A 24,154-nucleotide genomic window follows, 5' to 3' on the forward strand; every position below is an offset into this window, starting at 1 on the left:
GACAACGGCTTGGCGGTGCTGGTCGAGAACATCGAGTTCGGCGACTGGAGCAAGGGCTGATCATGCTCAGTCCCGCACAAGCACATTTGATGCGCGTGCAGGCCGAAACGGCGACCGCCCAGGCGGCGCCGGGCGCGGAGGTGGATACGTCCACCTCCCGCGCTCACGCCATGATGCGCGCGAAGCTGGATACCGACCGTCGCCGTCTCAAGATGGTGCAGTCGGTGGAGCGCAAGATTGACGTCAAGCGCGAAGTGCTTCCCGCCTATGAAGACTACGTGGCCGGCGTGATCGGCAGCGGCCAGGGTGTCCAGGATGAAGTGCTTGGCTACGTCCTCACCTGGCGCATCGACGTGGGCGACTATGCAGGCGCCCTGGACGTGGCGCGCTACGTCCTGGAGCACAACCTTTCGCTCCCGGATCGCTTCCAGCGCACGCCGGCGACGCTGATCGCGGAAGAACCTGCCGGCCAAGCGTTGAAGGCCTACGACGCCAAAAAGCCGTTCGACGTGGACGTGCTGCACGCGATCCTGGAGCTGACGGAATCCCGCGACATGCCGGATGAAGTGCGCGCCAAGCTCCATATGGCCATGGGCCGCCACCTCAGCGAGAGCGAACCGCACCAAGCGCTGGAACACCTGCGCCGTGCCGTCGAGCTGCACGACAAGGTGGGAGCCAAGAAGGATATCGAGCGCCTGGAGCGCGTCATCCGCAACACCCATGACGCCACGCCGGCGTCCAACGAACCGCCGCCCGACAGCGGCACCTGAGCCACCCCCGGCGCCGCGGCGGCACGGGTGGTGAGCGATGCCCAAGGGCATGCCGCGCCCCCCCGTCCACCGCCGCACTTATTTGAGATATCCCCATGGGTTCCCTGATCGCCAACCAAGGCCAGACCACCACCCCGCCGGCGCAAGACGGCAAAGTCACCAACGACGGCTTTTGGCCGGACGTGGATCTTTCCATCCTGCGTGCCGCTACACGCCTGTCTGGCAACGTCACCGCCGAGCGCCTCTACAGCGCCACGGTGGATGCCGTGCTCACCGTCAACGACCAGCTGCGCACCTACCGTGCGGCGCAGATCGGCCAGGGTTGGGAGAAGGCCGAAGACATTGGCGAGACGGTTGCCGGTGCGAGCGCTCTGGTGCATCGCTACCTGCGTGCCGTGTATTCCAGCGTGCAAGCCGACATGGCCGAGCGTTACCGCGACTGGGACAGCACCCGTGCGGGCGACTATCGCGGCCAGGGTGAGAGCGATGTGGCCGACGACTTCCGCCGCAACGCGCACTGGGCGGTGTCCGACATTCTCGGGCGCCCGCGCAACACGGTGGAGCTGCTCTAAATGCCTTTCCCTGTCCGCGCTCGCGAAGGTGACACGGTTGACGCCCTGTGTTGGCGGGAACTGGGCGCCACGGCGGGCGTGGTGGAAAAGGTGCTTGAACTCAACCGGGGCCTAGCAGCGCTTGGCCCCGTGCTTCCCGTGGGCACGCTGGTGATGCTCCCCGACCGGTCCACCGTGACCGCGCCCACGCTCCCCATCCTCCAGCTTTGGGACTGACCATGACGGAACCCGCCACCACCACCCTCGCCGGCTCGGCCGCCATCGTAGCGACGGCCACTACCACCGCCCTGCTACCGGGCGTGGATGGTAACGCACTCACCGGCGCCATCGCCGGCGGCGCCCTGTTCGTCACCATGTCGCGCGACCTGCCCCTCATCAAGCGCGCCATCTACCTGCTCATCAGCGTGGTGGTCGGCTACCTCGCCGCCCCGGAACTGATGCAGCGCTTTGGCCTTGTCAGCAGCGGCGTGGCGGCCTTTCTCGCAGCCAGCATCGCCATCACCGTGGCCACTCAGCTGATCGACCGTATTCGGTCGCTCAGTGACCTATCCACCTTGTTCACCAAGCGCGGAGCCTGACGCCATGCTCACCTACCTCAACGAATCGACCACCTGGCCAAGCATCCAACTGGTGGCCTGCCTGCTGATCCTGTGGGATCTGCTCACCTTCCGCCGTGGCGCCTCACGCCACCGCCCTGCGATGGCCTGGCTTGCCTACGCCCTGTGCGTGGCCTGCGCCATGACCGTGGTGAAACTCCTGTGCGGTGTACGTCCGCCGCCGGGGCCACTGGAGGCCATGCTTACGGTGGCACTGTGCCTCGCTATCGGCACCCATCGCGGCGACCTGGCACACCTCCTGCGCACTGCGCGTGCCGTGATGCTGCGGTTGTGGTGGCGGGTCCGGCGATGATCGTGTTTCCCGAGCAACGCATCGACCAGCTCATCACCGACGAGATGCGCGCCGAAGGTTGGGATGCCTACACCAACGATCCCGACGATGCCGGCAAGGAAACGCGATGGGGCATCACCGTCGATACCGCCCGCGCGTACGGCTACACCGGACCCATGCGCGACCTACCCGAGGCCACGGCCCGCGCGATCTATCGCAAGCGATACGTGGACGCACCGCGTTTCGGGGACGTGTTCGCCATCGACCCGAGCGTGGGCGCCGAGCTGATCGATACCGGCATCAACATGGGCACAGCCGTGGCCGCCATGTTCCTGCAACGCTGGCTAAACGGTTTTAACGACACCGGAAGCCGCTACGGCGACCTCTACGTTGATGGGCAGATAGGCCCCGTCACGCTGGCCGCGCTGCGTGCGTTCATCCAGTGGCGCGGGCTCAAAGGTATCAACGTGCTCCTTTGTGGGCTCAAAGGTGTGAAGGCCACCCGCTACCTCGAAATCACCGAGTCAAAACGCTCCCAGCGCAAATTCCTTTACGGCTGGGTGCTCAACCGCGTGGTGACGTCCCCATGATTCGCTACCTGATCGCGTTCCTCGCCCTGTGCCTAGTGGCCGCATTGGCCGTCGCCGGCTGGCAGCACCATGCGCTGGCCAACGCCCATGCGGCACGCGACCGTGCCCAAGCAGAAGCCATCGCCAGCCAGTTTGAACTTTCCCTCTCGCGCATCGACCGCCAGGTGGAAACGCACTACCTGGAGCGCATCCAGATCGTGCACGACGCCATCAAGCCCATCGAAATCAAGGTGCCCGTCTATGTCTCGCCTACCACGGATCGTGCTTTCCCTCTCCCTGTTGGCTTTGTCCGCCTGCACGACGCCGCAGCGGATCTGTCCGACCTACCTACCCCCGGAACGATTGATGGCACCGCCTCCGCCGTTGAAGCGTCTACAGCCGCCGGCGTCGTCGTCAGCAACTACGGCACCTACCACGAGATCGCCGAGCAGCTGATCGCATTGCAGGCCTGGGTGCGCGAACGGTCGAAGTTGGAGTGCGGAGCACATGAATAAACCTGCGCGCCTGCGTGCCGCCATCATGGCCGCCCTGCCCGACCTGGCTACCAATCCCGAGCGCCTATCGATCTTCGTGGAAAAGGGCCGACTGATCGCCACCGGCGTACCCGGTGGCGGCTGGGATTACGCCTACACAGCGACGGTGTTGATCCAGGACTTCGCCGGGGACATGGACGATCTGGCCGGTGCGGTGATTGCGTGGCTACACGTCGAACAGCCCGACCTGCTATTGAGCGCCGACGAACGCGAGCGCGCCATTCGCTTCCAGTGCGACCTGATGGACAACGAGCAGGCCGATATTGCCTTGGAAATCGATCTTACCGAGGCAGTGCGCGCAAACGCGGCGGGTGGCGGCTACGTGCACCCGCCGGCACCACCCAGTGACCCCACGGCGGACTGGCTGTGAGCGATGAATTGACCCAATTGGAAACGTGGGCGGCGCCGCTACTGGCCAAGCTCACGCCGGCGGCGCGGCGCTCCCTCGCCGGCGGCATTGCGCGCGAGCTGCGACGTGCGCAGCAGGACCGCATCGCGGCCCAGCAATCCCCCAATGGCAACCCCTTCCCGCCGCGCAAGGCATCGTCGCTTCGCAGTAAGCGCGGGTTGGTTCGCCGGCGCCAGGCGGCCATGTTCACCAAGCTGCGCACCGCGCGATGGCTAAAAGCCAAGGCAACGTCCGACCTCGTAGAGGTGGGGTTCTTCGGCCGCGTGGCGCGCCTGGCGCGCGTACACCAAGAAGGCGGCGAGGATCACGCATCGCCGAGCGGTCGCATGGTTCGCTACCCGCAACGCCAGCTCCTGGGCTTCACCCCGGCCACCATCGACATGGTGCGCGTGCGCCTCCTAGAACACCTGGGACGCGGCGGGTTCTAAAAGCACCTGTACAGAACCGCCCATTGCTGCACAGGGGCATTGGCCTGCGCAGCATGTCTGGCATGCAAGAAGACCCCTTCCACGCTATTTCCAACCTGCTGCGCATCGGCACCATCGCCGAGATCGCCGGTAAGCGCGTGCGCGTGAAGGTTGGCGGGCTACTCACCAAACCACTGCCGTGGTTCGCCTCGCGAGCCGGCAAACATCGTGGCTGGAATCCGCCCAGTGTCGGCGAGCAAGTCATGGTGCTGTCGCCCAACGGCAACCTTGCCGCCGGCGTGGTCCTGCCGTCTATCTATTCCGATGCCAACGACGTGCCCGAGGGCGCATCACCCGATAACGTGTTGCTGCTGTTTGGCGACGGCGCAGCGCTGCTCTATGACGCGGCCGCGCACGTCCTGAAAGCCACGCTGCCCGCCGGCGGCCGTATCGAGGTGAGCGCCCCGGGCGGGGCCGCCATCAACGGCAACGTCGATATCGACGGCACGTTGCATGTCACCCAGGCCGTCACGACCGATCGAACGATTGATGCCAAGGGCACGATCACCAGCAATGATGACGTGAAAGCGGCCGGGATCAGCTTGGTGAAGCATCCCCACAAGGTCACTTCGGCACCTGGCATGACCAGCCCGGCGGTGGCGTCGTGAGGGGCATGAACGCACAGACGGGTGCGCCGCTCGAAGGTCATGCCCATCTGACGCAATCCGTGGCCGACATTCTCGGTACGCCGCTGGGTACGCGCGTGATGCGCCGCGACTACGGTAGCCGCCTCACGGATCTGATCGACGCACCGGCCAACAACGCCACGCGCGTGCTGCTGTTCGCGGCCACGGCCACCGCGCTGATGCGCTGGGAACCGCGTATCACCCTCACTCGGGTGTCACTGTCGGCCGACGATGCCATGCAAGGCCGCTGGGTGCTCCACCTGGTCGGCACGCGCACCGACACGGGCGAGGCCATCTCGCTCTCCACGCCGTTGCCGAGTGTGAGCGCATGACGGACGCCATCCAGCTTGACCAGCTGCCACTGCCGGATGTGGTGGAAAACCTCGACTACGAGGCCATCCTCGCCATCGCGGAGGCCAAGATGCGCGAGAAGTGGCCGCCCTACACGGCCACCGTTGAATCGGACCCCATCCGCAAGGCCCTACAAGTGCTGGCTTACACCGTCATGGTGGAGCGGCAAAAGCGCAACGACGATGCCCGTGCGTGCTTCCTGGCCACGGCCCGTAAAAATGACCTGGACAACTGGGCCGCCAACCTTGGCGTACAGCGCCTGTTGATCTCCCCGGCCGTGCCCGAGAAGGGTATCGATGCCGTGTGGGAGTCTGACGACGATTTGCGTTACCGCTGCCAGTTGGCGCCGACCGGCTACTCGACCGCCGGCCCGGCCGATGCCTACGAATTCCTGGCGCGCAGTGCGTCCGGCCAAGTGCAAGACGCGAAGGTCAGCAGCCCCTCACCAGGTACCGTCGTGGTGTCAATCATGGCCCGCACGGGCGACGGCACGCCGTCACCTGATCTGATCAAGATCGTGGCCGATTACATTACGGTCAAATCGCGCGCGCTGCTCACCGACCGCACCATCGTGCAGGCGGTCACTATTCGCCCGTTCACGGTCGGCGCGCGACTGCGGTTCTATGCCGGCCCCGACTCCGAGGTGGTGCTCGACAACGCACGCACGAACCTGGCGAAGTTCCTCGCCGAGTCGCGACGCATCGGCCGAAGCATCACTTTGGCGGGCCTGTACGCCGCGCTTAAGGTTCCCGGCGTGTATGACGTGGAAGACCTCACGCCGCCCACCACACTGGCCATCAGTGACACCGAGGCTGCGTACTGCACCGCCGTAGACATTCGTCCGGGTGGCGTCGGTGCGTAGCCTCCTACCGCCCAATGCCACGCCGATGGAGCGCGCCTTTGCTGAGGTTGCAGCGGAGATGCTCGCCTTTGACGCACCGTTGGCCACGCTGGCCAACCCCGACAGCATCCCGGCGCCGTTCCTGCCATGGCTGGCGTGGTCCCTAGGCATTCGCAGCTGGAAACCCTACTGGTCCGAACAGGTAAAGCGTCTGCGCGTGCGTCACGCCATCCAGATTGCGCGCCGGCAAGGGACGGCTCAGTCCGTGGAAGATGTGGTCGCGTCCTTTGGGGCCCATGCCGTGGTGCGCCCCTGGCACGCCCAGAACCCACCGGGACAGCCCTTCACCTTTCAGATCGACCTAGCCGTCACCGAGCAGGGCGACCAGGCCACCACGGCCATGTTTGTGGAAGACATCTTGAGCGAGGTTTCGCGCACCAAGTCCGCGCGCGACCACTACACCTTCAACCTGGGCCTGGCCGGTCGCACCACCGTAGGCATCGTCGCTGCCGCGCGTGTACTGACGTACGTCCATCTCCAGTTCACGGAAACCAACTGACATGGGCGCCTTGACCTTCATCACCACGCCGGAGGGCCGCGCTGCGCTTCGCAACGCCAAAGGCGACGGCACCAATGCCGTGCGCATCGCCTACGGCGCCGTCACCGCCAAGGCCTTTGCACCGGGTAAAGTGCTACCGGACCAGATCAAGCGCATTGCCGCCGTCTCCGGCAATGCCACCGCAGCGGACACCATCCACGTCACGATCAGCGACGAAAGCGCGGACGTGTACACCGTGCGCGGCTTCGGCATCTACCTCACGGATGACACGCTGTTCGCGTCGTTCGGCCAAGCCGATGTGATCATGGAGAAGGCCGCCGGTGCGGCCATGCAGATCCAGTTCGATGCAAAACTCGCCGACCTGGACGGCGTGAAGATCGAGTTCCCGCAGGCATCGTTCTCCAACCCGGCCGCCACCATCGACACGCTGGGCGTCGTGAAGCTGGCGAGCGAGCAGGACGCTATCGACGGCACAGATACTCAGCGCAGTGTGACCCCGAGGGCACTCTTGGCGGCGTTGAACGGCCGCCTGGGCAAGGGAGCGCCATCGGACTTCGGCAAGACTGTGCTGGCCATGGCCACAGCCGCCGCGCTCAAGCTATCCCTGGGTATCAAGGGCGCCGCCGGCTTCGATCCCGGTGATGGGAAAGGCCTGGATGCCGACCTGCTCGACGGCCAGCACGGCGACTACTACCTCAAGTGGGCCAACCTCACCGGCATTCCCGAAGCCGTGAAGAACCTTGCGTCCCTCCTGGACACTAAGCGCGACAAAAGCGATGGCGTCTTCTCGACCAACATCCAGTTGCCCGCAGGCGGCGGGCTCGCGATTGGTCCAGCGGACACGGTGTTCCTGTATGACGTGGACAACAAGGGCACACTGGGTATCCGAACAGGCACGAAGGCTGGCTACAGCTGGTTCTCGTTCGATGCGAACGGCGACTTTCGCGTCAACGGCGGCGCCATCTATGCCGCTCGCACCTACATTACCGAAGCGTACCGCACGGACAGGGGCGACAACGGCTGGGCTCTGATCGCCAACACGTCCGATGGCAAAACCACTCGCGGTGGCGTCTACGTTGAAAAGGACGGCATCAGCCTAGTCAACGCCAAGAGTTCGGCCGCGCTCAAGATCACCGACACTCAACTGCTGACCTTCCGCGACCAAGTGGTATGGACCGCGAGCAACTTCGACCCCGCTACGAAGGCCAACACCAAAGCGCCCACTTTTACGGACGTGGCGTACTTTCAGCCGAACAACGGAACCACCGCCAAGTTCCGCATCTTCCCGTATGGCGACGCGGGAATCACGCTCGATGCCATCATCCCCGATGGCTCGGCGTCTGCCCCGCTCAACCTGGGTGCCAGCGCGCTAACGTTGAATGGTAAGAAGGTGTGGCACGAAGGCAACTTCGATCCCAGCTCAAAAGCCCCGACCAAAGACCCGACGTTCGACGGAACGCTCACGGCACCGAATATCGTGTCCAAGAACGGCTCGCTGCGCGCGTCCGGCTGGGGCAAGGTGGATACGGACGGCGTTATCTACTTTGGCGGCGCGGGTTCCTACATCTTCAAGAACGGCGCGTCTTTCGTCTTCAACAATGAGCAGGGCGGCTACTCGACCTACCTCAACGCCGGCGGCGTCATCTGGACGTCCAACAATATCACCCCGCTGGACACGAATAACGGCGGCACCATCAACGGAATGGTGAAGTTCAGTAACAACACCGCATTTGAAATTCTTGGCACGGGGGCGAACGGTACGGCGTGGATTCACGGCGCCGGCGGTGCCGGCGACAACGTGTGGTCGATTCAACGCGTCAACACCTCCAGCTACAACGTAGCCTTGTTCGGCAATCACACGGTCTATGGCTCGACCGTATCGAGCGGCGGCTTTCAGGTTTCCGATAAGCGCCTTAAGACCAAGATTCGGCCCCTGGCTGCGCGTCCGCTGCACCGTTCCATCAAGCGCCGCGCATGGGAGTGGATTCAATCGGGCGTCGCTGGTCAGGGGGTCATTGCGCAGCATGTGCTCGCTTACGCCCCCGAACACGTCACCACCTATACCACGGAGCGCAAAAAGAGCCGCTACGCGGTGGACACCGCCGGACTAGCTCTCGAGCAGAGCCAGTGGTGTGGCATTGAGATTGACCGCCTAGCGGAGTCCATAGACGCCTTGCAGACCACCATCAAAGCGCTGCGCAAGCGCGTCCATCACCTGGAGAAAACCCAATCATGAAAACGAACGCTCGCGTACGCGCCATCGCTGGTGGCGTCACGGCCGAAATGATCGCCGAGCAGGTCAACTTGATCTACAACGCGCAATCGGGTTCAGGAGCGGTGACCTTCCAGGGACGCGAGTGCCTGTTTGTCAACGGTCAGTTTGAGCCGCTGGCCGGCAGTGTGGACATACTACCGCTGCCCCTGGACGCGATCCTCCATCGCTGCTTCGCCACCGATGGCCAGCTCGATCCGGTCACCGGCGTCGATCTTGGCGGTGTGAGCGCCGCCGGCGTCATGCTGGTGATCAAAGCCGCTTATGACGTGCTGTACAACGAGCGCGCGGCGAGCTTCGCGCAGACCTTCATGCCCGAGGCTCCGGTACAGGAGCCGGCGCCACCGGTGCTGGAGCCATAACGGTGTCGAGCAGCTACCGAAACAGCCAGCCCGCCGACAGCGACGACCTGTTCGACCCTGACGTCATCGGCGACGGCCCCACGGCACCGTTTCTGCGTCGCGCGGACGGCTCGCCTCTACGCTACGCCGATGCGCGTTACGGCACGCCCGGTGACACGTTCGGTTACCGCGACGCGTCCATCGCGGACATGGGACCGAAGTGGGCCAAGAAGGGCACGGCCATGTACACCCTGCCCATCAACGGTGCCAATTACAGCGCCAATGCGCCACGCCGTGGCACGTCGTACCTCACGTTCACCATGGCGGCGGACGGCTCGTACAGCGTTCAACGCAGCGGCACCAACGTGGGCGACGCCACTTTGGCGTCAGGCCGCTGGCTTCCATCTGGAGACAGTAACGCCAGCTACACCGTCCAGTTTGAAGGCTCACAGCAAGGCGTCACCTTCGGCGAATCCGCTGGATACACGTTTACCAACGGCGCACAGACCCCGCAGTCACTGACCGCTAATCGCCAAATTCAGGCCAGTGCCTGGACGTTGCAGACCGGCACCACGTCCGACGCCAGCTGCGACATCACCATCCGCCTCTACAAGAACGGCGCGCTGCGCTCCACCACGCGCATCACCTTCAACACCAGCTCCAGCGGCAGCTAACCACCCCACCGAGGACACCCATGGCAAGCTCTTCGTATCACCACGGCGCGCGCATCGAAGAAACCACCGATGCCCCGCTCACCATCACCACCGTCTCTACGGCCGTTATCGGCATCGTCTGCACCGCATCCGATGCGGACCCGCAGGCGTATCCGCTCAATACGCCGGTTCTTCTGTCCAGTGCGTCCGCCGGACTCGCTAAAGCCGGCACAAAAGGCACCCTTGCAGCGTCTCTCCAGGCGATTGACGACCAGGTAACGTGCCAGGTCGTCGTTGTGCGCGTGCAGGAAGGCAACGATCTGGATGCGACCAACGCTAACCTCATTGGTGGGGTTGACGCCAATGGCGCCTTTACGGGCATGAAGGCCCTGCTCATGTCGCGTGTGCGCCCGCGCATCCTGGGCGTGCCGGGCTTTGACGCGCAGGAGGTGACCGCCGCACTGCTTGTACTGGCCAAGAAGCTCAAAGGCTTTGGCTACGCCACGTGCCACAACTGCAACAGCGTCACCGATGCTCTGGCCTTTCGCGAGTTGCTGAATGGCCGCGAGCTGATGCTGATCTGGCCGGACTTCACCGCGTTCGACACGGCCACCGCGCGCACCGCAAAGGCCATGACGGTGGCCATAGCGCTGGGCACCCGCGCCCGACTCGACCAGGAAGTGGGCTGGCACCGCGTGATCTCCAACGTTCCCGTCAACAACGTCAACGGCATCAGTGCAGGCGTGGAATTCGATTACCTCACTGAGGGCACCGACGCCGACATTTTGAACCAGGCCGGTATTACCACCCTGATCAACCGTGATGGCTTCCGCTTCTGGGGCTCGCGCACCTGCGACAAGGGAACGTTCGTTTTTGAGAACTACACCCGCACTGCCCAGACGGTGGCCGAGACAATTGGCCAAGGCGTGTTTGAGTACAGCGACAAGGACATGCACGCGAGCCTGGTGCGTGACGTGATCGAGTCCATCAACGCCAAGCTGCGCACGATGACGCGAGACGGGCAGCTGCTTGGCGGGCGCTGTTGGTACGACAAGGCACGCAACGATAAGGATAGCCTCAAGGCCGGCGGCCTGCGCCTTGCCTACAACTACACGCCGGTGCCGCCAATGGAGGATCTCCAGTTGCGCCAGACGTTCACCGACGAGTACGTGGCCAACCTGTCTGCCGCTATCGACACCACCACCGCCTGACACCTGGCCGGCGGCTGCGCGCTGCCGGCCACATCCCCTGATTCCAAGGAACACCTATGGCTCTGCCCAAGAACCTCAAAAACTTCGATGTATTCCAGGACGGCAAATCGTGGCTTGGCCAAGTGTCGAGCCTCACGCTCCCCAAGCTCGCCCGCAAGATGGAGGAGTTCCGCGCCGGCGGCATGGATAGCGCCATCAAGCTCGACACCGGCGGCGAGGCCATGCAGATGACCATCAACGCCGCCGGCTACCTCCGCGATGCCATCCGCAAGTTCGGCACTACTCGCGTGGATGGCGTGCAGCTGCGCTTCGCCGGCGCTTACCAGTCCGAAAGCAGCGGCGATTATGACTCTGTGGAGATCGTCACCCGTGGCCGTTACAGCGAAATCGACCGCGGCGATGCCAAGCCCGCCCAGGCCACGGAGCACAAGTTCCAGTTCGAGGTGGCGTACTACAAGGAAAGCGTCAACGGCCAGGAACTGATCGAAATCGACGTGCTGAACAACATCTTCCGCGTGGACGGCGTGGACCTGCTCGCCGCACAGCGCGCTGCCATGGGCCACTGGTAAGCCACCCCTTCACCTCGCGCGCCACGGGGCACCGTGGCGCTCATTCCGATATCACAAGGATCTAACCCATGAGTGACACCACCACCCAGACCATCACCCTTGATTCCCCGATTGAGCGCGGCGCGCAGACGATCGACCAGGTACGGGTGCGCAAGCCCAAGGCCGGCGAGCTGCGCGGTACGCAGCTGGTGAACCTCCTGCACATGGACGTGGCCGCCCTGGAGATCGTCTTACCGCGCATCACCATCCCGACCATCACCCGCCAGGACGTGGGCAACCTCGATCCGGCCGACCTCACCCAACTGGCCATGGCGGTGACCGGTTTTTTGTTGACGAAAGCGAACCGCGAGGACTTCCTCCCTGCGTAGAGCACGCCATGTCTGACATTGCCGTCGTCTTTCACTGGCCGCCGGCGGCAATGAATGAGATGGACGTGGCCGAGCTGATGGAGTGGCGCGAACAGGCGCGACTGCGTAACGGTGTGGAGGAATGATGGATCTCAAGCTCAGCGTGTTGCTGGCTGCAATCGATAAGGTGACCGCGCCGCTTAAGTCTATCGACCGTGGGGCTTCCGCCACATCCAAGGCGCTACGCGAGACTCGCCAGCGCCTCAAGGAGCTGGAGCGCGAGCAGGCCAACCTCAAGGGATTTCGCAAGCTCAAGAACGACGCCCAGGCCAGCGGCTTGGCCATGCGCGGCGCACAGCAGCGGGTCAACCAATTGCGCGCGGCCATGGCCGGCGTCACCGGCCCCACCAGCAAGGCCACCGCCGAGTTGGCCAAGGCCGAGCGTCAGGCCGGGAAACTCAAAGCTGCGCACATGGCCAATCTCCGAGCGCTGCGCGAATCGCGCGCGGCGCTCGATGCCGCCGGCATCAAAACCAAGGGCCTGGGTGAGCACGAACGCAAGCTGGCCAGTGACGTGGCCGCCGCGACGCAGCAGCTCGATGCACAACACCGGCGCCTGCAACAGATCACCGCGCAGCAGCAACGCATGGGCGCCGCACGCCAGGCGCGCGACCGCGCCCAGGCCACCGGTGCGAACCTGGCCGTGACGGGCTTTGCCACCATGGCCACTGGCAAGCATGTCTTGGGTGCCTTGAGCCCAGCGATTGAGGAAGCCAAGGCCTTCCAGATGCAGGTGGCCCAGCTGCGCTCGATGGGCGTAGGCGATGCCATGGTGTCCGACGCGGTCAAGTTCGCGCGTGGCATGGACGTGATGGGCAGCAGTGCGACCGAAAACCTCAAGCTGCTCAAAGAGTCGTATAGCGTGCTGCGCGACATGCACGAAGCCGAGGCCGTCACGCCGTACATGGCGCGTATGAAATTCGGCATCGAAACCGTCATGGCCAGCGGTGGCCACGGCGAAGGTCACGGCGCCAACGCTGAGGCCATGTTTACGGACCTGCTCAAGGTCGCCGAGTTGCGTGGCGCCGCCAAGAATCCCGAGAGCCTCAAGCGGGTGCTGGACTTTGCCACGCAGGCCTATGTGGCATCCGGCGGCCTGGTGAAGTCCGAAGACCTGTTGAACATGATCAAGACGGGTGGTGTCGCGGCTAAGCAGCTCGATGACCAGTCGTTCTTCTTCGGCCTGCTGCACACCGTGCAGGAAATGGGCGGTCATCGCGCCGGTACCGGACTGGCCACCGCGTACCAGAACTGGGCGGCAGGACGCTCTACGCGCCAATCCGCGGACGAGCTCTACCAGCTGGGCCTGTTGAAACCCGGTTCGGTCCAGGTGCATGAGAAAACGGGCCATCTGAAAAAGCTGCTACCCGACGCGCTGGTGGAAGGCGATCTGTATCGCTCCAACCCGTTTGAGTACCTGATGACGCGCGTCATTCCGAAGCTCAACGCCGATGGCAATCTCACCGACCAGCAGGTTGTGAGCAAGATCAACGCCCTGTTTTCGGGTCGTAAGGGTGGCGACCTGTTCGCGTCGCTGTTTATGGAGCGCGCCAACATTGCCAAGCACCTGGCGGCCGCTCCCAAGGCCTACGGCGTGGAAGGCGTGTACGGGGAAGCCAAGCAACTGGCCGGCGGGCAAGAGGCCGAGCTGTTGGCCCGCAAGCAAGACCTCTACAACGAGTTGGGCACGCGGCTGCTGCCCCTGTACGTGTCGGGCCTGCAAAAGCTGGTTACCGTCCTTAAAAGCGTGAACGCCTGGTCGCAGCGCCACCCTGCCATGGCCAAGGGCATGCTGGTGGCCGCCGGCGCCGCTGGTGTGTTGATGACCGCCATAGGCGGCTTGATGGTCGCCACGGGTGGGCTGATTGGCCAGTTCGCGCTGCTGCGCTTCCTTGTCCGTGCCGGCGGCTTGCTCGGCGGTGCGGAAGGCGGCCTGCTATCGAAGCTCCCCATGCTTGGCCGCATGCTGCCCGCTATTGGCCAAGCGCTACGAGGCGTCGCCATAGGCGTGGCAGGACTCAGCGTGCCCGCCTTGGCACTCATCGCCGCCGTGATCGCCGGCGCTATCTTGATTCGGCACTACTGGCAACCGATTCGCGCGTGGCTGGATGGCGTGGGCGAAGGCATTTCCCGCACGGTGGGCGGAGCTTTTGCCGAACTGCGCACAGCAGTGGCACCCTTGGGTCCGGCCTTTGACATCGTAATCGGGTGTCTCACCAGCGTGTGGCGCTGGTTTATGCAGCTCTTGGAGCCCATCCAGGCCACCAGTGAGCAACTGGACAGCGCACGTACGGCCGGCGTGTCGTTCGGCTATGCCCTGGGTGAGGTGCTTTCGGGCGTCGTGCAGGCCATCACTTTCGCCATCAACCTGTTTATTGGCCTGGGTGAAGCCATCGGAACGGCCGCCGGCTGGGTGGTGACCCACTGGGAACCGGTGAAGACCTGGTTTACCGAGATGTGGCAGACCGTGGAAGGGGCGGCGCGCGGTGCACTGGAGTGGATCTCCACGAAGCTCGAAAGCGTACGGCAGCTCATCGAGCGCATTCGCAATTTTGGAGCCACGCCGGCCACTGCGGGCCAAGTGCCCATCGAATGGATCATGCCCGGCGACACCGAGCGCGCGCGCCAGGTCGCCGACCTGATCGGGCGCACGCCGATGGCCGGTCGTGAGGGCAATGGGCTTGGCTCCAGTGCCGTGATCAACAACGCCCCCATGGGGCTGCGCGCTGCCGCGCCGGCCGCAGCGGGCGACACCACCATCACCATCAACGCCGGCGACGGCGACCCGCAGAAGATCAAGCGCGCGGTCAATGACGCCCTAGACGAGCGCGACCGCCAACAGCGCGCGCTCCGCAACTCCGCCTACAGCGACGAACACTGATCATGTCCACCACCATGTTGGCCTTGGGGCCGTTTCCCTTCGGCATCGCCACCGCCGCTTACACCGAGCTGCAACGACAGATGCAGTTCAAGCACGGCGCCACCGCGCGTATCGGCGAGCGCGATGCCTTCCAATACCTTGGCCCGGGTGACGAATCGATCACCCTACAGGGCGCCGTGGCGCCCGAAATCACGGGCACGCTCGCGTCGATTACGCGCCTTGAAACCATGGGGCGTGGCGGAAATGCCTACGTGCTGGTGGATGGCGCGGGGTACGTCTATGGCGTCTATGTCATCGACAGCATGGAAACGACCCAGCGCTACCATCTCGCAGACGGCACGCCACGCCGCGTGGACTTCACGCTATCCCTGCGCCGTACCGACACCCTACCTGCCGACGAGCCGCCCGCCACGGGGCGTCAGAGGAACGCCGCATGACCGAGCTGGCCACCCGCAACACCGTCCAGGACGCGAAGAACACGGCCATGCTGCGGCCGGCGTTCAAGGTATCCATCGACGGCAAGGACATGAAAGACCAGGTGCGCGAGCGCCTGTGCTCCATGTCGCTCGACGTGAGCAAGCAGAACCACGCCGACAAGGTGGAGATCGAGTTTGAAGACACGGACGGACGCCTGAGCATGCCGAGCACCGGCGTGTCGGTCGAAATCACGCTGGGCTTTGAAGGTTCCGGCATGTGTCTCCAAGGCACCTACACCGTGGACGAAGTGGAGCACCGCGGCGAGCCCGATACGCTCACCGTGCACGCACGAAGCGCGCGCATCGCTGGACCGCTCGCCGTACGCAAGGAACGCAGCTGGAGCCATACCACCGTGGCTGAAGTGATAAAGCGGATCGCTGGCGAGCACAACCTTACGCCGCGCATCGCGGACCGTTTCGCTGGCGATGCCATCGAGCAGATGGACCAAACCGAAAGCGACATGGCCTTTCTGCGGCGCCTTGGCCGCCATTGGGATGCCGTGGCCACCGTCAAGAATGGCTGCCTGATCTTTGCGCCTGTTGGCCAGGCGCAGACTCCCTCGGGTAAAGCGTTGCCATCGGTGACGATCAAACGCAGCCACGGCGACCGGCACCGCTACCACAGCGCCGACCGCAACAAGTACACCGGCGTGCGTGCTCGCTGGTACGACCTGGGCGGCGCCCGTGGGCACCTGGCGCTCGCGGGCAAGAATGGCCACGTCAAGGTGTTACGCGGTGACTATCCCAGCGAGGCGGACGCCAAGCGCGCAGCCGAGGCCGAACTCGCCCGCATGAAACGCGGCGCGGCGACATTCGAAATCGAGCTGGCCGTCGGTCGGCCCGATGTGTTCCCGGAAATGCCCGTGGTGCTCGTGGGGTGGAACCAGACCATTACCTCGCAAGACTGGATCATAGCCAGGGCACGACACCGCCTCACCAGCGAAGGCGGCTTCACCACCACACTGGAGCTGGAGAACGCAGCAGCAGCCGCCGAGCAGTCGGCAGTGGACGAGAACGACGAACACCAGGAGGCCGCATGACCACGACGGCCAACACGACGCCCACCAGCAAGCCCGCCAAGGCGCGAGGGCCTTACGGAGAACGCACCGTGCCCATGCGCGTGCCGGCGTCCATGGTGGCGCAGGTGCGAGCCATGCTGGCCAACCGGCTGCACCAGGCGCAAACGAAAAGCGCCGCGTGATGCGGCGCCTGGTGCCTGTACGCGCTTGCCACCCTCATTTAGGCGACGACAGCCACTCGACGTACTCGGGCACGGCCCGTTTGAACTGCTGCTCCAGCCACACCATTTCCTCCGGCGGCCGGGTACGGTCCCAGTTGTACACAAAGTGTGATAGGCGGTGTGCGGCAGCGGACGCGGTGCTGTGCGCGCTTTCTGGCGTGGGCGCGGCGTCCTGGTCGTGTTTGGGATACATGGCCCCTTCACCGAACACCAGCCAATCGAGTGACACCCCATGCGTCGCTGCAATCGTGGCGCAGACCGCAATGGGCGCGCTATTTCGCTGCCGCCAGTTGCTGGGGGTACTGGTCGTCACATTCAGCTCAGCGGCGAGCGCCGTATCGTTCTTGGCGCCGAACACCTCCCGCATGCGCTGGATGATCTCAGAGGCGTTAATCAGGCGGCTTTCAACACGCAACGTGGAATCCTTGCTCGCAAGATGTTGCGATATCACATCATGTGTAATATCGTTCGATCTGTGTAACACACGGGCATCGTACTCCATCGCCATGCAGAACTCTCCTAGTCAGCAAGCACGCCGGACGTATGCCCCGAAGGTTCAGGGCAAAAGCCGCCGTGTGAATTTGTCCCTATCCCCCGAGCAGTTCCGCGTTTGCGAGCGGGGCGCGCGCACCGAAGGTTTGACCATCGCGGCATTCGTCCTTCGCGTGTACCTGGAAGGCTTGGCCGCTCGGTCCCACAGTGCGGGCGCTACGCAGCGGCCCCGCGCTAATTAAGCGCAGAAACGGTGTACGAGGACTAAACAAAATGGCTGGAAAACGTTTCTCCATGCGTTGCCCGCATTGCCGTTCAGCTACGCGCACCATCACTTCAAAGCAACTGAGTGATTTGGTGCGAGAAATCTATCTCGACTGCATGAACGTCGAGTGCCTTTGGCGTGGTGTGGCACAGGTCGGCATCGTGCGCACGCTGGTCCCCAGCATGACCCCCGCCAAGGGCGTGTCCATTCCGATGGTGGAAAGGCGCAGCAACGACATTGTGGTGTCGCACTCCACCACGGTGGGAAACAGCGTGTCCGCTGCCGCGCAGAACGAACTGCGTAGCCCATCGTTCGCCAAGCGCATGTCGCTCAACTGATTCCAAGGGGGTTTCGTGTCTCTCGCATCACCGCATCCCGTTTCGCTGGTCAACGAACCGTTTACGTGCGCGGTTCGCTACTTGGAAGCTCACCAGTCACAGCACCTGGACGATGACCAGCTCATCAAGCGCTGCGTGTCTCATTTGATCGCCACCATGGGCATCACCCAGGCCACTGCCGAGAACAACGCCATGCATGCCCTGGCCGACCTCCAGGCGCGTCATGTGCCGGCGTACTTCGATACGAGCGGCTCCACCTCGTACGTGGTGCGCGTAGTCGATCCGCGCTCGGGCGAGGTCTACGCACTCACCGCCACTGATGTATTGCAGTGTGCCAAGGCCTGGCACAACGCCCAGCCCGACACCACGCATTGCATCCAGCAGTGCGGACGCAGCGCACAACTGAATTAACCCCGGCGCCGTCGCGCGCCATTCCCCACCTCTCTTTCCCCTGCCCGGCCGTCATCGCGACGGCCGGAACGGACACGGCTTGCCTGATGACCACGAAAATGCGCAAAAACTTGTTGACACGCGCCGCACTGCGGAGGGATGCTCACCGCGTCGCCGCAAAATCGGCGACCGGGTTTAGCAGCCCGATTCCACGTAGGCGCGCAAGCGCCCATCGACTGATGCCGGCGCCTTTTTTTCGTCCGTTGTCGGCGTACGCTTGCACGCAGCGCAGCTCGTTCTATGGCGGGCGGCGCGGGGAGACCTTCGGGTCTGCCGGTTTCCTATGTGGCCGGTCTGCTAACCCCGCGTCGTCCGTCACCCTGTTTAGCAGCAGGTCGGCGGATCTAGCCACACATAGGATCACGCCCATGCGCTCACGTTACCGTGTCGCCCGTGCGCAACTGCGCGCACGCCATCTACAACGCCAACGCCTCATCGGCGCCGCCCTCCACGAACTCGACAGTTGTTGCGTTGCCCTGTTGGGCGCCGCCGGCGCGATCCCGGAGGGCATCCATCGCGGCGTGCTGTCCGAAGATGGCGCCTACGAACTGCTCATGTCGGTGCAGCAGCGCCTGCAACGCGCGATTGCCCAGGTGCGCGTAGCCACTGGCCACCCGGAGGATGCGGCATGAGCATCCGACGCTACCGCGCTTCCCAGGACTGGGGCGACATTGTGGTCACGCTCGACGTTGACCACGCCAAGCTCACTACCGAGCTGGCCACCGAGATCAATGACTTCTGGACCGGCGCGGACGATCGCCTCGACGCCGCCGACGGCGACGTGGTGATGGCCGTCATCAAGCTCGCCGCGAAGTACCTCATGTACCAGGTGCTCGATCCGACTGGCTGGCGACACATTCCCAATATGCAGCGCGAGTTCGACGGCGAGGAAGGCTGGCCACCGAATGGCGAGCACGGTATCCGGCTGGTCGATTTCGAGGGCGAGCCCGAGATCGATGACACCACCTTGGAAGTCACGGAGCTAAGCCAAGCCAGCGGATCACAGGACGGCGCCGCATGACTACGCTCGAACTGCGCGACGACGCTGCCCTGTGCCTATCCGTTACGGCCGGCCCTAACTGGGTCACCGCCACGTTGGTGTTCGGCGGCATGCACATCGGTACTGCCTCCGCACCGCGTGACGAGGTGTTTTTGCTCGCTAGCGGATGCCCCTGCCTCGCCGTGGGTTGCGCGCACTTTCCGCTCGCGTACATCCACCTCAAAGAACTGTCCGTCGCCATGGACATGCCCATCCGGGGTGACCGCGCATGAAGCCCGTCTTGCTGACCTGTAGCACCTGCCGTTTCCACACGACGCTGGGCGACTCCAGCTACCTGCTCTGCACACTCCCGCCGGAGTGTGCGCCCGCCCACCAGACGGACCCCGACGACGATTGGAGGGACCGCGAGGACCGCATGGCGAGCTACCTGGGCATCGACTGCGATGTCATGCGCCGCATGGGCGCCATATGCGGCCCGCGCGGACACATGTGGACCCCGCGCGAGAAATCGGTTTGACCATGATGAATCCTCAGCTCAAAGCCGACATTACCCGCCTGCTCAAAGAACGTCACGGTATGAAAGACCGTGGCAAGTGGCTGCGTGGCGGCATTTGTCCGTCGTGCAAAGAAGAAGGGTTCTACGCGAACGCAGAGAACCCATGGCGCGCGTATTGCGGACGCCTGAACAACTGCGCACATGAGGCGACGGCCAAGGATCTCTTCCCCGATCTCTTTGAGGATTGGTCCACACGCTTTAAGCAGTCCGACGACAACCCGCATGCGGCGGCCGATGCCTACTTAGAAAACGGCCGTGGCTTCAACCTGACGCGCGTGAGAGGCTCGTACACCCAAGAAAGCTACCACGCTGCGGATTCTGGCCAGGTCACCGCTACGGTGCGCTTCGCCATTCCGGGCGGCTCCTGGTGGGAGCGGTTCATTGATCGAGCCTACCGGTTCGGGAAGATGAAAGCCCGTTTCGCTCCTGGCAAGAGCTACATGGGAGAGGTATGGGTCCCGCCTACCGTCACGGGCGAGGTACTCGGGACCGCCGAGGAAATCTGGATCGTTGAGGGTATCTTCGATGCGATCGCGCTCGGTCACCACGGCGTGGTCGCTGTATCCGCCATGTCGTGCAACAACTACCCCAAAGCCTTTCTACAGCGCCTACTCACTGCGCGAAGTGGACGCTTGCCAACGCTCGTATGGGCACTGGATGGTGATACCGCTGGGCGCAATCACACCGTGAGCTGGGTCAAAAAGGGGCGCGCCGATGGCTTCCGTTGCGAAGCCGCGACTATTCGCCAACAAGGTGGCGAAAAGAGCGATTGGAATGACCTTCACTTGGAAGGCCTGCTGTCGCCTGAAAACATCAAGGATTACCGCTACGAAGGCGCACTACTGATCGCGCGCACGCCCAAAGATCGCGCCATCCTGATGTACAAGCACACAAAGAACAGCGAGTTCTCCCTAGAGTTTGGCAATCGCATCTACTGGTATGAGTTCAGCGCCAACCTCTATCAGCGCGCGCTCAACGACAAGAAGCCCAAGGGGGAAGATGACGACGAGCGCCAGGACGAAGAAGCCCGCAAGGAAGAGGCCCTGCAACTCGCCTCAAAGATCAATGTAATCGCCAACTGCTACCCGGAACCGCTCTACTTCCAGAAGAATTTGCTTACCAATGAGCACTGGTACTACGTGCGTGTCACTACGTCGCGTGGTCTGACGGTGAAAGACACCTTTCGCGGCGACCAGCTCGCCTCCGCCGGCGAGTTCAAAAAACGCCTCATGTCGGTGGCGGCCGGTGCGAGCTTCTCTGGAACCACTCAACAGCTTGACCGCCATTGGGGCGATGACCTACAGGTCATCAAGCACGTTGAAGCGATCGACTTTGTTGGATATAGCCGAGAGCACGGTGCGTACCTACTCGGCCAGTTAGCCGTTAAGGCCGGCAGCATCATCCACATCAACGACGAAGACTTTTTCGAGCTTGGCAAACACGTCAACGTGAAAAGCCCCACCAAGTCAGTGGCGCTAATCATCAATCACAAGCCCGATAGCTTTGCCACGGACTGGGTGGAAAAGGTATGGCGCTGCTGGGGTGCCGGCGGCATGGTTGCTCTCACCTTTTGGTTTGCGTCCCTGTTTGCAGAGCAGATCCGCCAAGCACAGGAGAGCTTTCCGTTCCTTGAGCTGATCGGCGAACCGGGTAGCGGCAAGAGCACCCTTGTTCGCTTTCTCTGGAAGCTGATGGGGCGCGCTGGCTACGAAGGTATCGACCCCAGCAAGTCAACCCTGGCGGCACGTGCGCGTGCGTTTGTGCAGGTGGCGAATTTGCCTGTTGTGCTGGTCGAAGGTGACCGAAAGGACGATACCGCCAAAGCCAAGAAGTTCGACTTCAACGAACTCAAGACTGCCTACAACGGCGGCAGCATCCGCGCACTCGGTGTGAAGTCTTCCGGTAACGAGACGATCGAGCCGCCGTTTCGCGGTTCCATCGTGATCGAACAGAACGCTACCGTGCAGGCCGACCGCGCGGTGCTGGAACGCATCGTCCACCTCAACTTCGACAAGGCTGGCCACAAGCCAGAAACCAAGGCCATCGCGGAGGAACTCGCCCGCATGGAAATGGCGAACCTCAGCCATTTCATCTTGCGCGCCACCAAGGCGGAGGCATCCGTGCTCGCGACGATGACCGAGCGCGTGCCCACTTACGAAACCGAGCTACTCAACGGCGTCGTGTATGACCTTCGTCTTGCCAAGAACCATGCCCAGCTCATAGCGGCCTTTGATGCGCTGTGCGATGTGATCACGCTGAGCGACGAGGCCAAACGCGGCACCCAGGCTTTCCTTCGCCAGATGGCAGCAAGGCGCCAGTCTGCCCTGGCTGCTGACCACCCTGACGTGCAGCTGTTCTGGGAACTGTACGACTACGTGAACCCGATGGGCGGCAGTGAGCCGATCCTCAATCACAGCAAGAACCCGGATTTCATCGCGGTTTCCTTGCCTCAATTCGATGCCGAAATGGCGGCGCGCTACATGACTCGCCCAAGCATTTCGGATCTTAAAGAGCACCTTAAGACCAGCACCTCTCGCAAGTTTATCGAGGTGAAGAACGTCAAAAGCGCCCGGAACGGGCGCGCTACCTGGTGCTACGTGTTCAAAGCCCCGCCCAAAGTGGCGGAACCCAAGGAGTGAGGTTCGGGGGAGTGTTCGCACCACTCCCCACGCACCCACCGTCACCCAACCCAAGGAGATCGATGTGACAACCCCTTTAGGCGCCGGACAGGCGCTCGAACCTCGCCATCAGTCTAAAGCACCGCTACACGTCGTGGCACGCGGCTACAGGCCGCCGCGCCTTTCGGGTCGAGCGCAGGTAGCAATCAGGATGCGTGCCGCTGTACGCGCTCGCTGGGCCGCCTTCAATGCCTCCCGCTACGGCGAGGGCGACCTTTACTTGGCCATGGTATGCGGCGTGGTCATCGCCGCCGGCGTCTTCGTCCCCTTCCTTCCCCGTCTTGATTACTGAGGCCCGCGCCATGATTCCACGCAATATCACCCTCTTTCGTTTCAGCGATGCCGTGTCCCGTGATCTCGCCAGCCAGGGCATTGCCGAGCAGTTGGCCGAATACCGCGTTCGTGAGCCTGGCCCTGTCGAAGCGGTTACGTCCGGCTTCGCCTCTCCCTTCGGCGCCACTGACGAACGCATGACCATCGCAACCAACGACTGCATTGCCTTTGTATGGCAGCAGTACCAGCGTGTCTTGCCTGCGGCAGCGGTGAACGCCGAGGTCGAGAAGAAGCTGCGCAAGGTCGCTGAGGAAGAAGGCCGCGGCATCGGTCGCAAAGAGCGACGCCGCATGCGCGAAGACGTGCTCAACGCCATGCTGCCGCACGCACCGGTCATGCCACGCCGCGTGTCGGCCTGGTTGGATACAGCCAACGGCTGGTTGGTGGTGGACACGTCCAGCCGTCGCGTTGCTGAAATGGTCGTGACGGCACTGCGTGAGGTCTTCGGTTCGTTCCCTGCCGTGCCTCCTGCACCGGAAGAATCGCCGCGCGTGCTGTTGACCGATTGGCTGGCCAACGACACGTTGCCTAGCGCCATTGCACTGGGCGATGAATGCGAGCTTCGCGACCTCGCCACGGCCACCGGTGCCATGGTGCGCTGTCGTAACCAGGATTTGGACAGTGAAGAGGTGAAAGAGCACCTGCGCAACGGTAAGCAGGTATTCCAGCTCGGCCTGGTGTTTGCCGAGCGTATGGAACTCGTGCTGTCCGAATTCCTGGCCATCAAGGGGCTCAAGCCCCTCGATATCCTCACGGACACCCGCGAGCAGGCCGAGAGCGACGAGGACCAGCGCCGCAGCGACTTGACCTTGGCCACCCTGGAGGTGGGGCAGTTGCTCAGCTTCCTGGAGCGCACTTTTGCCATCCCTCGGCCTACGGGGGCGTGATCATGACGACTACTCAAATGGCGAAGGAACGGACCATGCGCGTGCACAAGGCGCGCTCCGTTGGTAAGACCGAAGTAGGCGCGGCGGCGGAGGCGATCACCTTGCGCCTCGCGCTGACACTGAGCCGCGACGTGTCACGCAACCCCCAGGCCTGCGCTGCCCACTCGGCCTATATCAACGGCGCCATCGGCATGGCGCTGTCCCTAGGACTGCTGTCGGAGGACCGCGCGATGCAGTTGCGGAAAGCGTGTGGCCAGATGATGACCGGCGCGACGTTGCCGCCATCGGACGTGCCCACTATCGACCCTGCCTATGCACGCATCATCGTCGCGGTTCGGCGCAATGCCGGCGCCACCCTGACCAGCCCCATCGAAATGGCTGACCTAGGCACAACGGGCGCGCGCGCTGTGCTCGCCCGGTTGCAGCAAGATGGGATCGTTGGCGAGCCGGACATGCTTGGTTTTTATCCTCTGCGCGCTGGGGAGGTCTGACCATGCAA

Annotated in this window: 35 protein-coding genes; 34 read left to right on the forward strand and 1 reads right to left on the reverse strand. The window is 63.5% G+C overall.

Going from position 1 to position 24,154, the window contains the following annotated elements; translation table 11 throughout:
- The 24 genes from gpM to JHD67_RS09690 all read left to right on the forward strand — a co-directional run.
- Nucleotides 1–770 (forward strand): phage terminase small subunit (gpM, locus tag JHD67_RS09575; RefSeq protein WP_233171777.1); only part of this gene is annotated, 770 nt, incomplete at its 5' end.
- Nucleotides 771–865: 95 nt separating this feature from the next.
- Nucleotides 866–1,342 carry a head completion/stabilization protein gene (locus JHD67_RS09580; RefSeq protein ID WP_199098955.1) on the forward strand — a complete coding sequence of 159 codons (477 nt, stop codon included), beginning with the start codon at nt 866–868 and terminating at the stop codon, nt 1,340–1,342.
- On the forward strand, nt 1,343–1,558 hold the full coding sequence (locus JHD67_RS09585; protein WP_199098956.1) for a tail protein X: 216 nt from the start codon (nt 1,343–1,345) through the stop codon (nt 1,556–1,558). It begins immediately after the preceding gene.
- A gap of 2 nt (nt 1,559–1,560) precedes the next feature.
- Nucleotides 1,561–1,920: a putative holin gene (locus JHD67_RS09590; protein ID WP_199098957.1), complete on the forward strand. Its 360-nt coding sequence runs from the start codon at nt 1,561–1,563 to the stop codon at nt 1,918–1,920.
- Nucleotides 1,921–1,924: 4 nt separating this feature from the next.
- Nucleotides 1,925–2,251, forward strand: coding sequence for a phage holin family protein (locus tag JHD67_RS09595; RefSeq protein WP_199098958.1), 327 nt, complete (start codon nt 1,925–1,927; stop codon nt 2,249–2,251).
- Nucleotides 2,248–2,820: a glycosyl hydrolase 108 family protein gene (locus tag JHD67_RS09600; RefSeq protein ID WP_199098959.1), complete on the forward strand. Its 573-nt coding sequence runs from the start codon at nt 2,248–2,250 to the stop codon at nt 2,818–2,820. The genes JHD67_RS09595 and JHD67_RS09600 overlap by 4 nt, the downstream gene beginning before the upstream one ends.
- Complete coding sequence (locus tag JHD67_RS09605) at nt 2,817–3,314, forward strand: hypothetical protein (protein WP_199098960.1); 498 nt, start codon at nt 2,817–2,819, stop codon at nt 3,312–3,314. The genes JHD67_RS09600 and JHD67_RS09605 overlap by 4 nt, the downstream gene beginning before the upstream one ends.
- Nucleotides 3,307–3,723, forward strand: a complete 417-nt coding sequence (locus JHD67_RS09610) for a phage tail protein (protein WP_199098961.1) — start codon at nt 3,307–3,309, stop codon at nt 3,721–3,723. The genes JHD67_RS09605 and JHD67_RS09610 overlap by 8 nt, the downstream gene beginning before the upstream one ends.
- The gene (locus tag JHD67_RS09615) at nt 3,720–4,190 is read left to right on the forward strand and encodes a phage virion morphogenesis protein (RefSeq protein WP_199098962.1); all 471 of its coding nucleotides are present in this window, start codon (nt 3,720–3,722) and stop codon (nt 4,188–4,190) included. The genes JHD67_RS09610 and JHD67_RS09615 overlap by 4 nt, the downstream gene beginning before the upstream one ends.
- A gap of 62 nt (nt 4,191–4,252) precedes the next feature.
- The gene (locus JHD67_RS09620; RefSeq protein ID WP_199098963.1) at nt 4,253–4,837 is read left to right on the forward strand and encodes a phage baseplate assembly protein V; all 585 of its coding nucleotides are present in this window, start codon (nt 4,253–4,255) and stop codon (nt 4,835–4,837) included.
- On the forward strand, nt 4,834–5,187 hold the full coding sequence (locus JHD67_RS09625; protein ID WP_199098964.1) for a GPW/gp25 family protein: 354 nt from the start codon (nt 4,834–4,836) through the stop codon (nt 5,185–5,187). Before JHD67_RS09620 ends, JHD67_RS09625 begins: the two co-directional genes overlap by 4 nt.
- Nucleotides 5,184–6,068, forward strand: a complete 885-nt coding sequence (locus JHD67_RS09630; protein ID WP_199098965.1) for a baseplate J/gp47 family protein — start codon at nt 5,184–5,186, stop codon at nt 6,066–6,068. Before JHD67_RS09625 ends, JHD67_RS09630 begins: the two co-directional genes overlap by 4 nt.
- On the forward strand, nt 6,061–6,606 hold the full coding sequence (locus JHD67_RS09635) for a phage tail protein I (protein WP_199098966.1): 546 nt from the start codon (nt 6,061–6,063) through the stop codon (nt 6,604–6,606). Before JHD67_RS09630 ends, JHD67_RS09635 begins: the two co-directional genes overlap by 8 nt.
- 1 nt (nt 6,607) lies before the next feature.
- A complete protein-coding gene (locus tag JHD67_RS09640) occupies nt 6,608–8,842 on the forward strand; it encodes a tail fiber domain-containing protein (RefSeq protein ID WP_199098967.1) in 2,235 nt (744 codons plus the stop codon).
- Entirely contained in the window at nt 8,839–9,240 is a 402-nt protein-coding gene (locus JHD67_RS09645) for a hypothetical protein (RefSeq protein ID WP_199098968.1), read from the forward strand. Before JHD67_RS09640 ends, JHD67_RS09645 begins: the two co-directional genes overlap by 4 nt.
- A 2-nt stretch (nt 9,241–9,242) precedes the next feature.
- Nucleotides 9,243–9,893 carry a hypothetical protein gene (locus JHD67_RS09650; protein ID WP_199098969.1) on the forward strand — a complete coding sequence of 217 codons (651 nt, stop codon included), beginning with the start codon at nt 9,243–9,245 and terminating at the stop codon, nt 9,891–9,893.
- Between the two features lie 20 nt (nt 9,894–9,913).
- Nucleotides 9,914–11,083, forward strand: a complete 1,170-nt coding sequence (locus JHD67_RS09655) for a phage tail sheath subtilisin-like domain-containing protein (RefSeq protein ID WP_199098970.1) — start codon at nt 9,914–9,916, stop codon at nt 11,081–11,083.
- A 56-nt stretch (nt 11,084–11,139) separates the two neighbouring features.
- Nucleotides 11,140–11,652 carry a phage major tail tube protein gene (locus tag JHD67_RS09660; RefSeq protein ID WP_199098971.1) on the forward strand — a complete coding sequence of 171 codons (513 nt, stop codon included), beginning with the start codon at nt 11,140–11,142 and terminating at the stop codon, nt 11,650–11,652.
- Between the two features lie 68 nt (nt 11,653–11,720).
- The gene (locus JHD67_RS09665; protein WP_199098972.1) at nt 11,721–12,020 is read left to right on the forward strand and encodes a phage tail assembly protein; all 300 of its coding nucleotides are present in this window, start codon (nt 11,721–11,723) and stop codon (nt 12,018–12,020) included.
- A gap of 8 nt (nt 12,021–12,028) precedes the next feature.
- Nucleotides 12,029–12,145: a GpE family phage tail protein gene (locus JHD67_RS09670; protein ID WP_199098973.1), complete on the forward strand. Its 117-nt coding sequence runs from the start codon at nt 12,029–12,031 to the stop codon at nt 12,143–12,145.
- Nucleotides 12,142–14,940 (forward strand): hypothetical protein, encoded by a 2,799-nt coding sequence (locus JHD67_RS09675; RefSeq protein WP_199098974.1) that lies wholly within the window; start codon nt 12,142–12,144, stop codon nt 14,938–14,940. Before JHD67_RS09670 ends, JHD67_RS09675 begins: the two co-directional genes overlap by 4 nt.
- A 2-nt stretch (nt 14,941–14,942) precedes the next feature.
- Complete coding sequence (locus JHD67_RS09680) at nt 14,943–15,377, forward strand: phage tail protein (protein ID WP_233171779.1); 435 nt, start codon at nt 14,943–14,945, stop codon at nt 15,375–15,377.
- On the forward strand, nt 15,374–16,456 hold the full coding sequence (locus tag JHD67_RS09685; protein ID WP_199098975.1) for a contractile injection system protein, VgrG/Pvc8 family: 1,083 nt from the start codon (nt 15,374–15,376) through the stop codon (nt 16,454–16,456). The genes JHD67_RS09680 and JHD67_RS09685 overlap by 4 nt, the downstream gene beginning before the upstream one ends.
- Nucleotides 16,453–16,617, forward strand: coding sequence for a hypothetical protein (locus tag JHD67_RS09690; RefSeq protein WP_199098976.1), 165 nt, complete (start codon nt 16,453–16,455; stop codon nt 16,615–16,617). The genes JHD67_RS09685 and JHD67_RS09690 overlap by 4 nt, the downstream gene beginning before the upstream one ends.
- Nucleotides 16,618–16,651: 34 nt before the next feature.
- On the opposite strand, the gene JHD67_RS09695 is transcribed toward JHD67_RS09690, so the two are convergent.
- Nucleotides 16,652–17,164, reverse strand: a complete 513-nt coding sequence (locus JHD67_RS09695; RefSeq protein WP_199098977.1) for a helix-turn-helix domain-containing protein — start codon at nt 17,162–17,164, stop codon at nt 16,652–16,654.
- A 278-nt stretch (nt 17,165–17,442) separates the two neighbouring features.
- Here JHD67_RS09695 and JHD67_RS09700 point away from each other — a divergent pair, with 278 nt between their 5' ends.
- From JHD67_RS09700 to JHD67_RS09750, 10 genes are all read left to right on the forward strand, one after another.
- Nucleotides 17,443–17,751: an ogr/Delta-like zinc finger family protein gene (locus JHD67_RS09700; RefSeq protein ID WP_233171784.1), complete on the forward strand. Its 309-nt coding sequence runs from the start codon at nt 17,443–17,445 to the stop codon at nt 17,749–17,751.
- 15 nt (nt 17,752–17,766) lie between these two features.
- Nucleotides 17,767–18,162, forward strand: a complete 396-nt coding sequence (locus JHD67_RS09705; RefSeq protein WP_199098979.1) for a hypothetical protein — start codon at nt 17,767–17,769, stop codon at nt 18,160–18,162.
- Nucleotides 18,163–18,569: 407 nt separating this feature from the next.
- Nucleotides 18,570–18,833, forward strand: coding sequence for a hypothetical protein (locus JHD67_RS09715; protein ID WP_199098980.1), 264 nt, complete (start codon nt 18,570–18,572; stop codon nt 18,831–18,833).
- Nucleotides 18,830–19,222 (forward strand): DUF2528 family protein, encoded by a 393-nt coding sequence (locus tag JHD67_RS09720; protein ID WP_199098981.1) that lies wholly within the window; start codon nt 18,830–18,832, stop codon nt 19,220–19,222. The genes JHD67_RS09715 and JHD67_RS09720 overlap by 4 nt, the downstream gene beginning before the upstream one ends.
- The gene (locus tag JHD67_RS09725; protein WP_199098982.1) at nt 19,219–19,473 is read left to right on the forward strand and encodes a hypothetical protein; all 255 of its coding nucleotides are present in this window, start codon (nt 19,219–19,221) and stop codon (nt 19,471–19,473) included. The genes JHD67_RS09720 and JHD67_RS09725 overlap by 4 nt, the downstream gene beginning before the upstream one ends.
- On the forward strand, nt 19,470–19,718 hold the full coding sequence (locus tag JHD67_RS09730) for a hypothetical protein (RefSeq protein WP_199098983.1): 249 nt from the start codon (nt 19,470–19,472) through the stop codon (nt 19,716–19,718). Before JHD67_RS09725 ends, JHD67_RS09730 begins: the two co-directional genes overlap by 4 nt.
- A 2-nt stretch (nt 19,719–19,720) precedes the next feature.
- Entirely contained in the window at nt 19,721–22,396 is a 2,676-nt protein-coding gene (locus tag JHD67_RS09735; protein WP_199098984.1) for a toprim domain-containing protein, read from the forward strand.
- Between the two features lie 190 nt (nt 22,397–22,586).
- Nucleotides 22,587–22,727 carry a hypothetical protein gene (locus JHD67_RS09740; protein WP_199098985.1) on the forward strand — a complete coding sequence of 47 codons (141 nt, stop codon included), beginning with the start codon at nt 22,587–22,589 and terminating at the stop codon, nt 22,725–22,727.
- Between the two features lie 10 nt (nt 22,728–22,737).
- Complete coding sequence (locus tag JHD67_RS09745; RefSeq protein ID WP_199098986.1) at nt 22,738–23,655, forward strand: recombination-associated protein RdgC; 918 nt, start codon at nt 22,738–22,740, stop codon at nt 23,653–23,655.
- Between the two features lie 35 nt (nt 23,656–23,690).
- On the forward strand, nt 23,691–24,146 hold the full coding sequence (locus JHD67_RS09750; protein WP_199098987.1) for a hypothetical protein: 456 nt from the start codon (nt 23,691–23,693) through the stop codon (nt 24,144–24,146).
- Nucleotides 24,147–24,154 lie beyond the last annotated feature (8 nt).

The sequence above is a fragment of the Dyella sp. ASV21 genome, from assembly GCF_016428975.1.
Taxonomy (GTDB): domain Bacteria; phylum Pseudomonadota; class Gammaproteobacteria; order Xanthomonadales; family Rhodanobacteraceae; genus Dyella.

Bases quoted from the DNA above. Each gene is read 5' to 3' on its own strand.
- JHD67_RS09580 (WP_199098955.1), top strand. From the start codon at position 866: ATGGGTTCCCTGATCGCCAACCAAGGCCAGACCACCACCCCGCCGGCG.
- JHD67_RS09585 (WP_199098956.1), top strand. From the start codon at position 1,343: ATGCCTTTCCCTGTCCGCGCTCGCGAAGGTGACACGGTTGACGCCCTG.
- JHD67_RS09590 (WP_199098957.1), top strand. From the start codon at position 1,561: ATGACGGAACCCGCCACCACCACCCTCGCCGGCTCGGCCGCCATCGTA.
- JHD67_RS09595 (WP_199098958.1), top strand. From the start codon at position 1,925: ATGCTCACCTACCTCAACGAATCGACCACCTGGCCAAGCATCCAACTG.
- JHD67_RS09600 (WP_199098959.1), top strand. From the start codon at position 2,248: ATGATCGTGTTTCCCGAGCAACGCATCGACCAGCTCATCACCGACGAG.
- JHD67_RS09605 (WP_199098960.1), top strand. From the start codon at position 2,817: ATGATTCGCTACCTGATCGCGTTCCTCGCCCTGTGCCTAGTGGCCGCA.
- JHD67_RS09610 (WP_199098961.1), top strand. From the start codon at position 3,307: ATGAATAAACCTGCGCGCCTGCGTGCCGCCATCATGGCCGCCCTGCCC.
- JHD67_RS09620 (WP_199098963.1), top strand. From the start codon at position 4,253: ATGCAAGAAGACCCCTTCCACGCTATTTCCAACCTGCTGCGCATCGGC.
- JHD67_RS09630 (WP_199098965.1), top strand. From the start codon at position 5,184: ATGACGGACGCCATCCAGCTTGACCAGCTGCCACTGCCGGATGTGGTG.
- JHD67_RS09640 (WP_199098967.1), top strand. From the start codon at position 6,608: ATGGGCGCCTTGACCTTCATCACCACGCCGGAGGGCCGCGCTGCGCTT.
- JHD67_RS09645 (WP_199098968.1), top strand. From the start codon at position 8,839: ATGAAAACGAACGCTCGCGTACGCGCCATCGCTGGTGGCGTCACGGCC.
- JHD67_RS09655 (WP_199098970.1), top strand. From the start codon at position 9,914: ATGGCAAGCTCTTCGTATCACCACGGCGCGCGCATCGAAGAAACCACC.
- JHD67_RS09660 (WP_199098971.1), top strand. From the start codon at position 11,140: ATGGCTCTGCCCAAGAACCTCAAAAACTTCGATGTATTCCAGGACGGC.
- JHD67_RS09665 (WP_199098972.1), top strand. From the start codon at position 11,721: ATGAGTGACACCACCACCCAGACCATCACCCTTGATTCCCCGATTGAG.
- JHD67_RS09670 (WP_199098973.1), top strand. From the start codon at position 12,029: ATGTCTGACATTGCCGTCGTCTTTCACTGGCCGCCGGCGGCAATGAAT.
- JHD67_RS09675 (WP_199098974.1), top strand. From the start codon at position 12,142: ATGATGGATCTCAAGCTCAGCGTGTTGCTGGCTGCAATCGATAAGGTG.
- JHD67_RS09680 (WP_233171779.1), top strand. From the start codon at position 14,943: ATGTCCACCACCATGTTGGCCTTGGGGCCGTTTCCCTTCGGCATCGCC.
- JHD67_RS09685 (WP_199098975.1), top strand. From the start codon at position 15,374: ATGACCGAGCTGGCCACCCGCAACACCGTCCAGGACGCGAAGAACACG.
- JHD67_RS09690 (WP_199098976.1), top strand. From the start codon at position 16,453: ATGACCACGACGGCCAACACGACGCCCACCAGCAAGCCCGCCAAGGCG.
- JHD67_RS09695 (WP_199098977.1), bottom strand. From the start codon at position 17,164: ATGGCGATGGAGTACGATGCCCGTGTGTTACACAGATCGAACGATATT.
- JHD67_RS09700 (WP_233171784.1), top strand. From the start codon at position 17,443: ATGCGTTGCCCGCATTGCCGTTCAGCTACGCGCACCATCACTTCAAAG.
- JHD67_RS09715 (WP_199098980.1), top strand. From the start codon at position 18,570: ATGCGCTCACGTTACCGTGTCGCCCGTGCGCAACTGCGCGCACGCCAT.
- JHD67_RS09720 (WP_199098981.1), top strand. From the start codon at position 18,830: ATGAGCATCCGACGCTACCGCGCTTCCCAGGACTGGGGCGACATTGTG.
- JHD67_RS09725 (WP_199098982.1), top strand. From the start codon at position 19,219: ATGACTACGCTCGAACTGCGCGACGACGCTGCCCTGTGCCTATCCGTT.
- JHD67_RS09730 (WP_199098983.1), top strand. From the start codon at position 19,470: ATGAAGCCCGTCTTGCTGACCTGTAGCACCTGCCGTTTCCACACGACG.
- JHD67_RS09735 (WP_199098984.1), top strand. From the start codon at position 19,721: ATGATGAATCCTCAGCTCAAAGCCGACATTACCCGCCTGCTCAAAGAA.
- JHD67_RS09740 (WP_199098985.1), top strand. From the start codon at position 22,587: ATGCGTGCCGCTGTACGCGCTCGCTGGGCCGCCTTCAATGCCTCCCGC.
- JHD67_RS09745 (WP_199098986.1), top strand. From the start codon at position 22,738: ATGATTCCACGCAATATCACCCTCTTTCGTTTCAGCGATGCCGTGTCC.
- JHD67_RS09750 (WP_199098987.1), top strand. From the start codon at position 23,691: ATGCGCGTGCACAAGGCGCGCTCCGTTGGTAAGACCGAAGTAGGCGCG.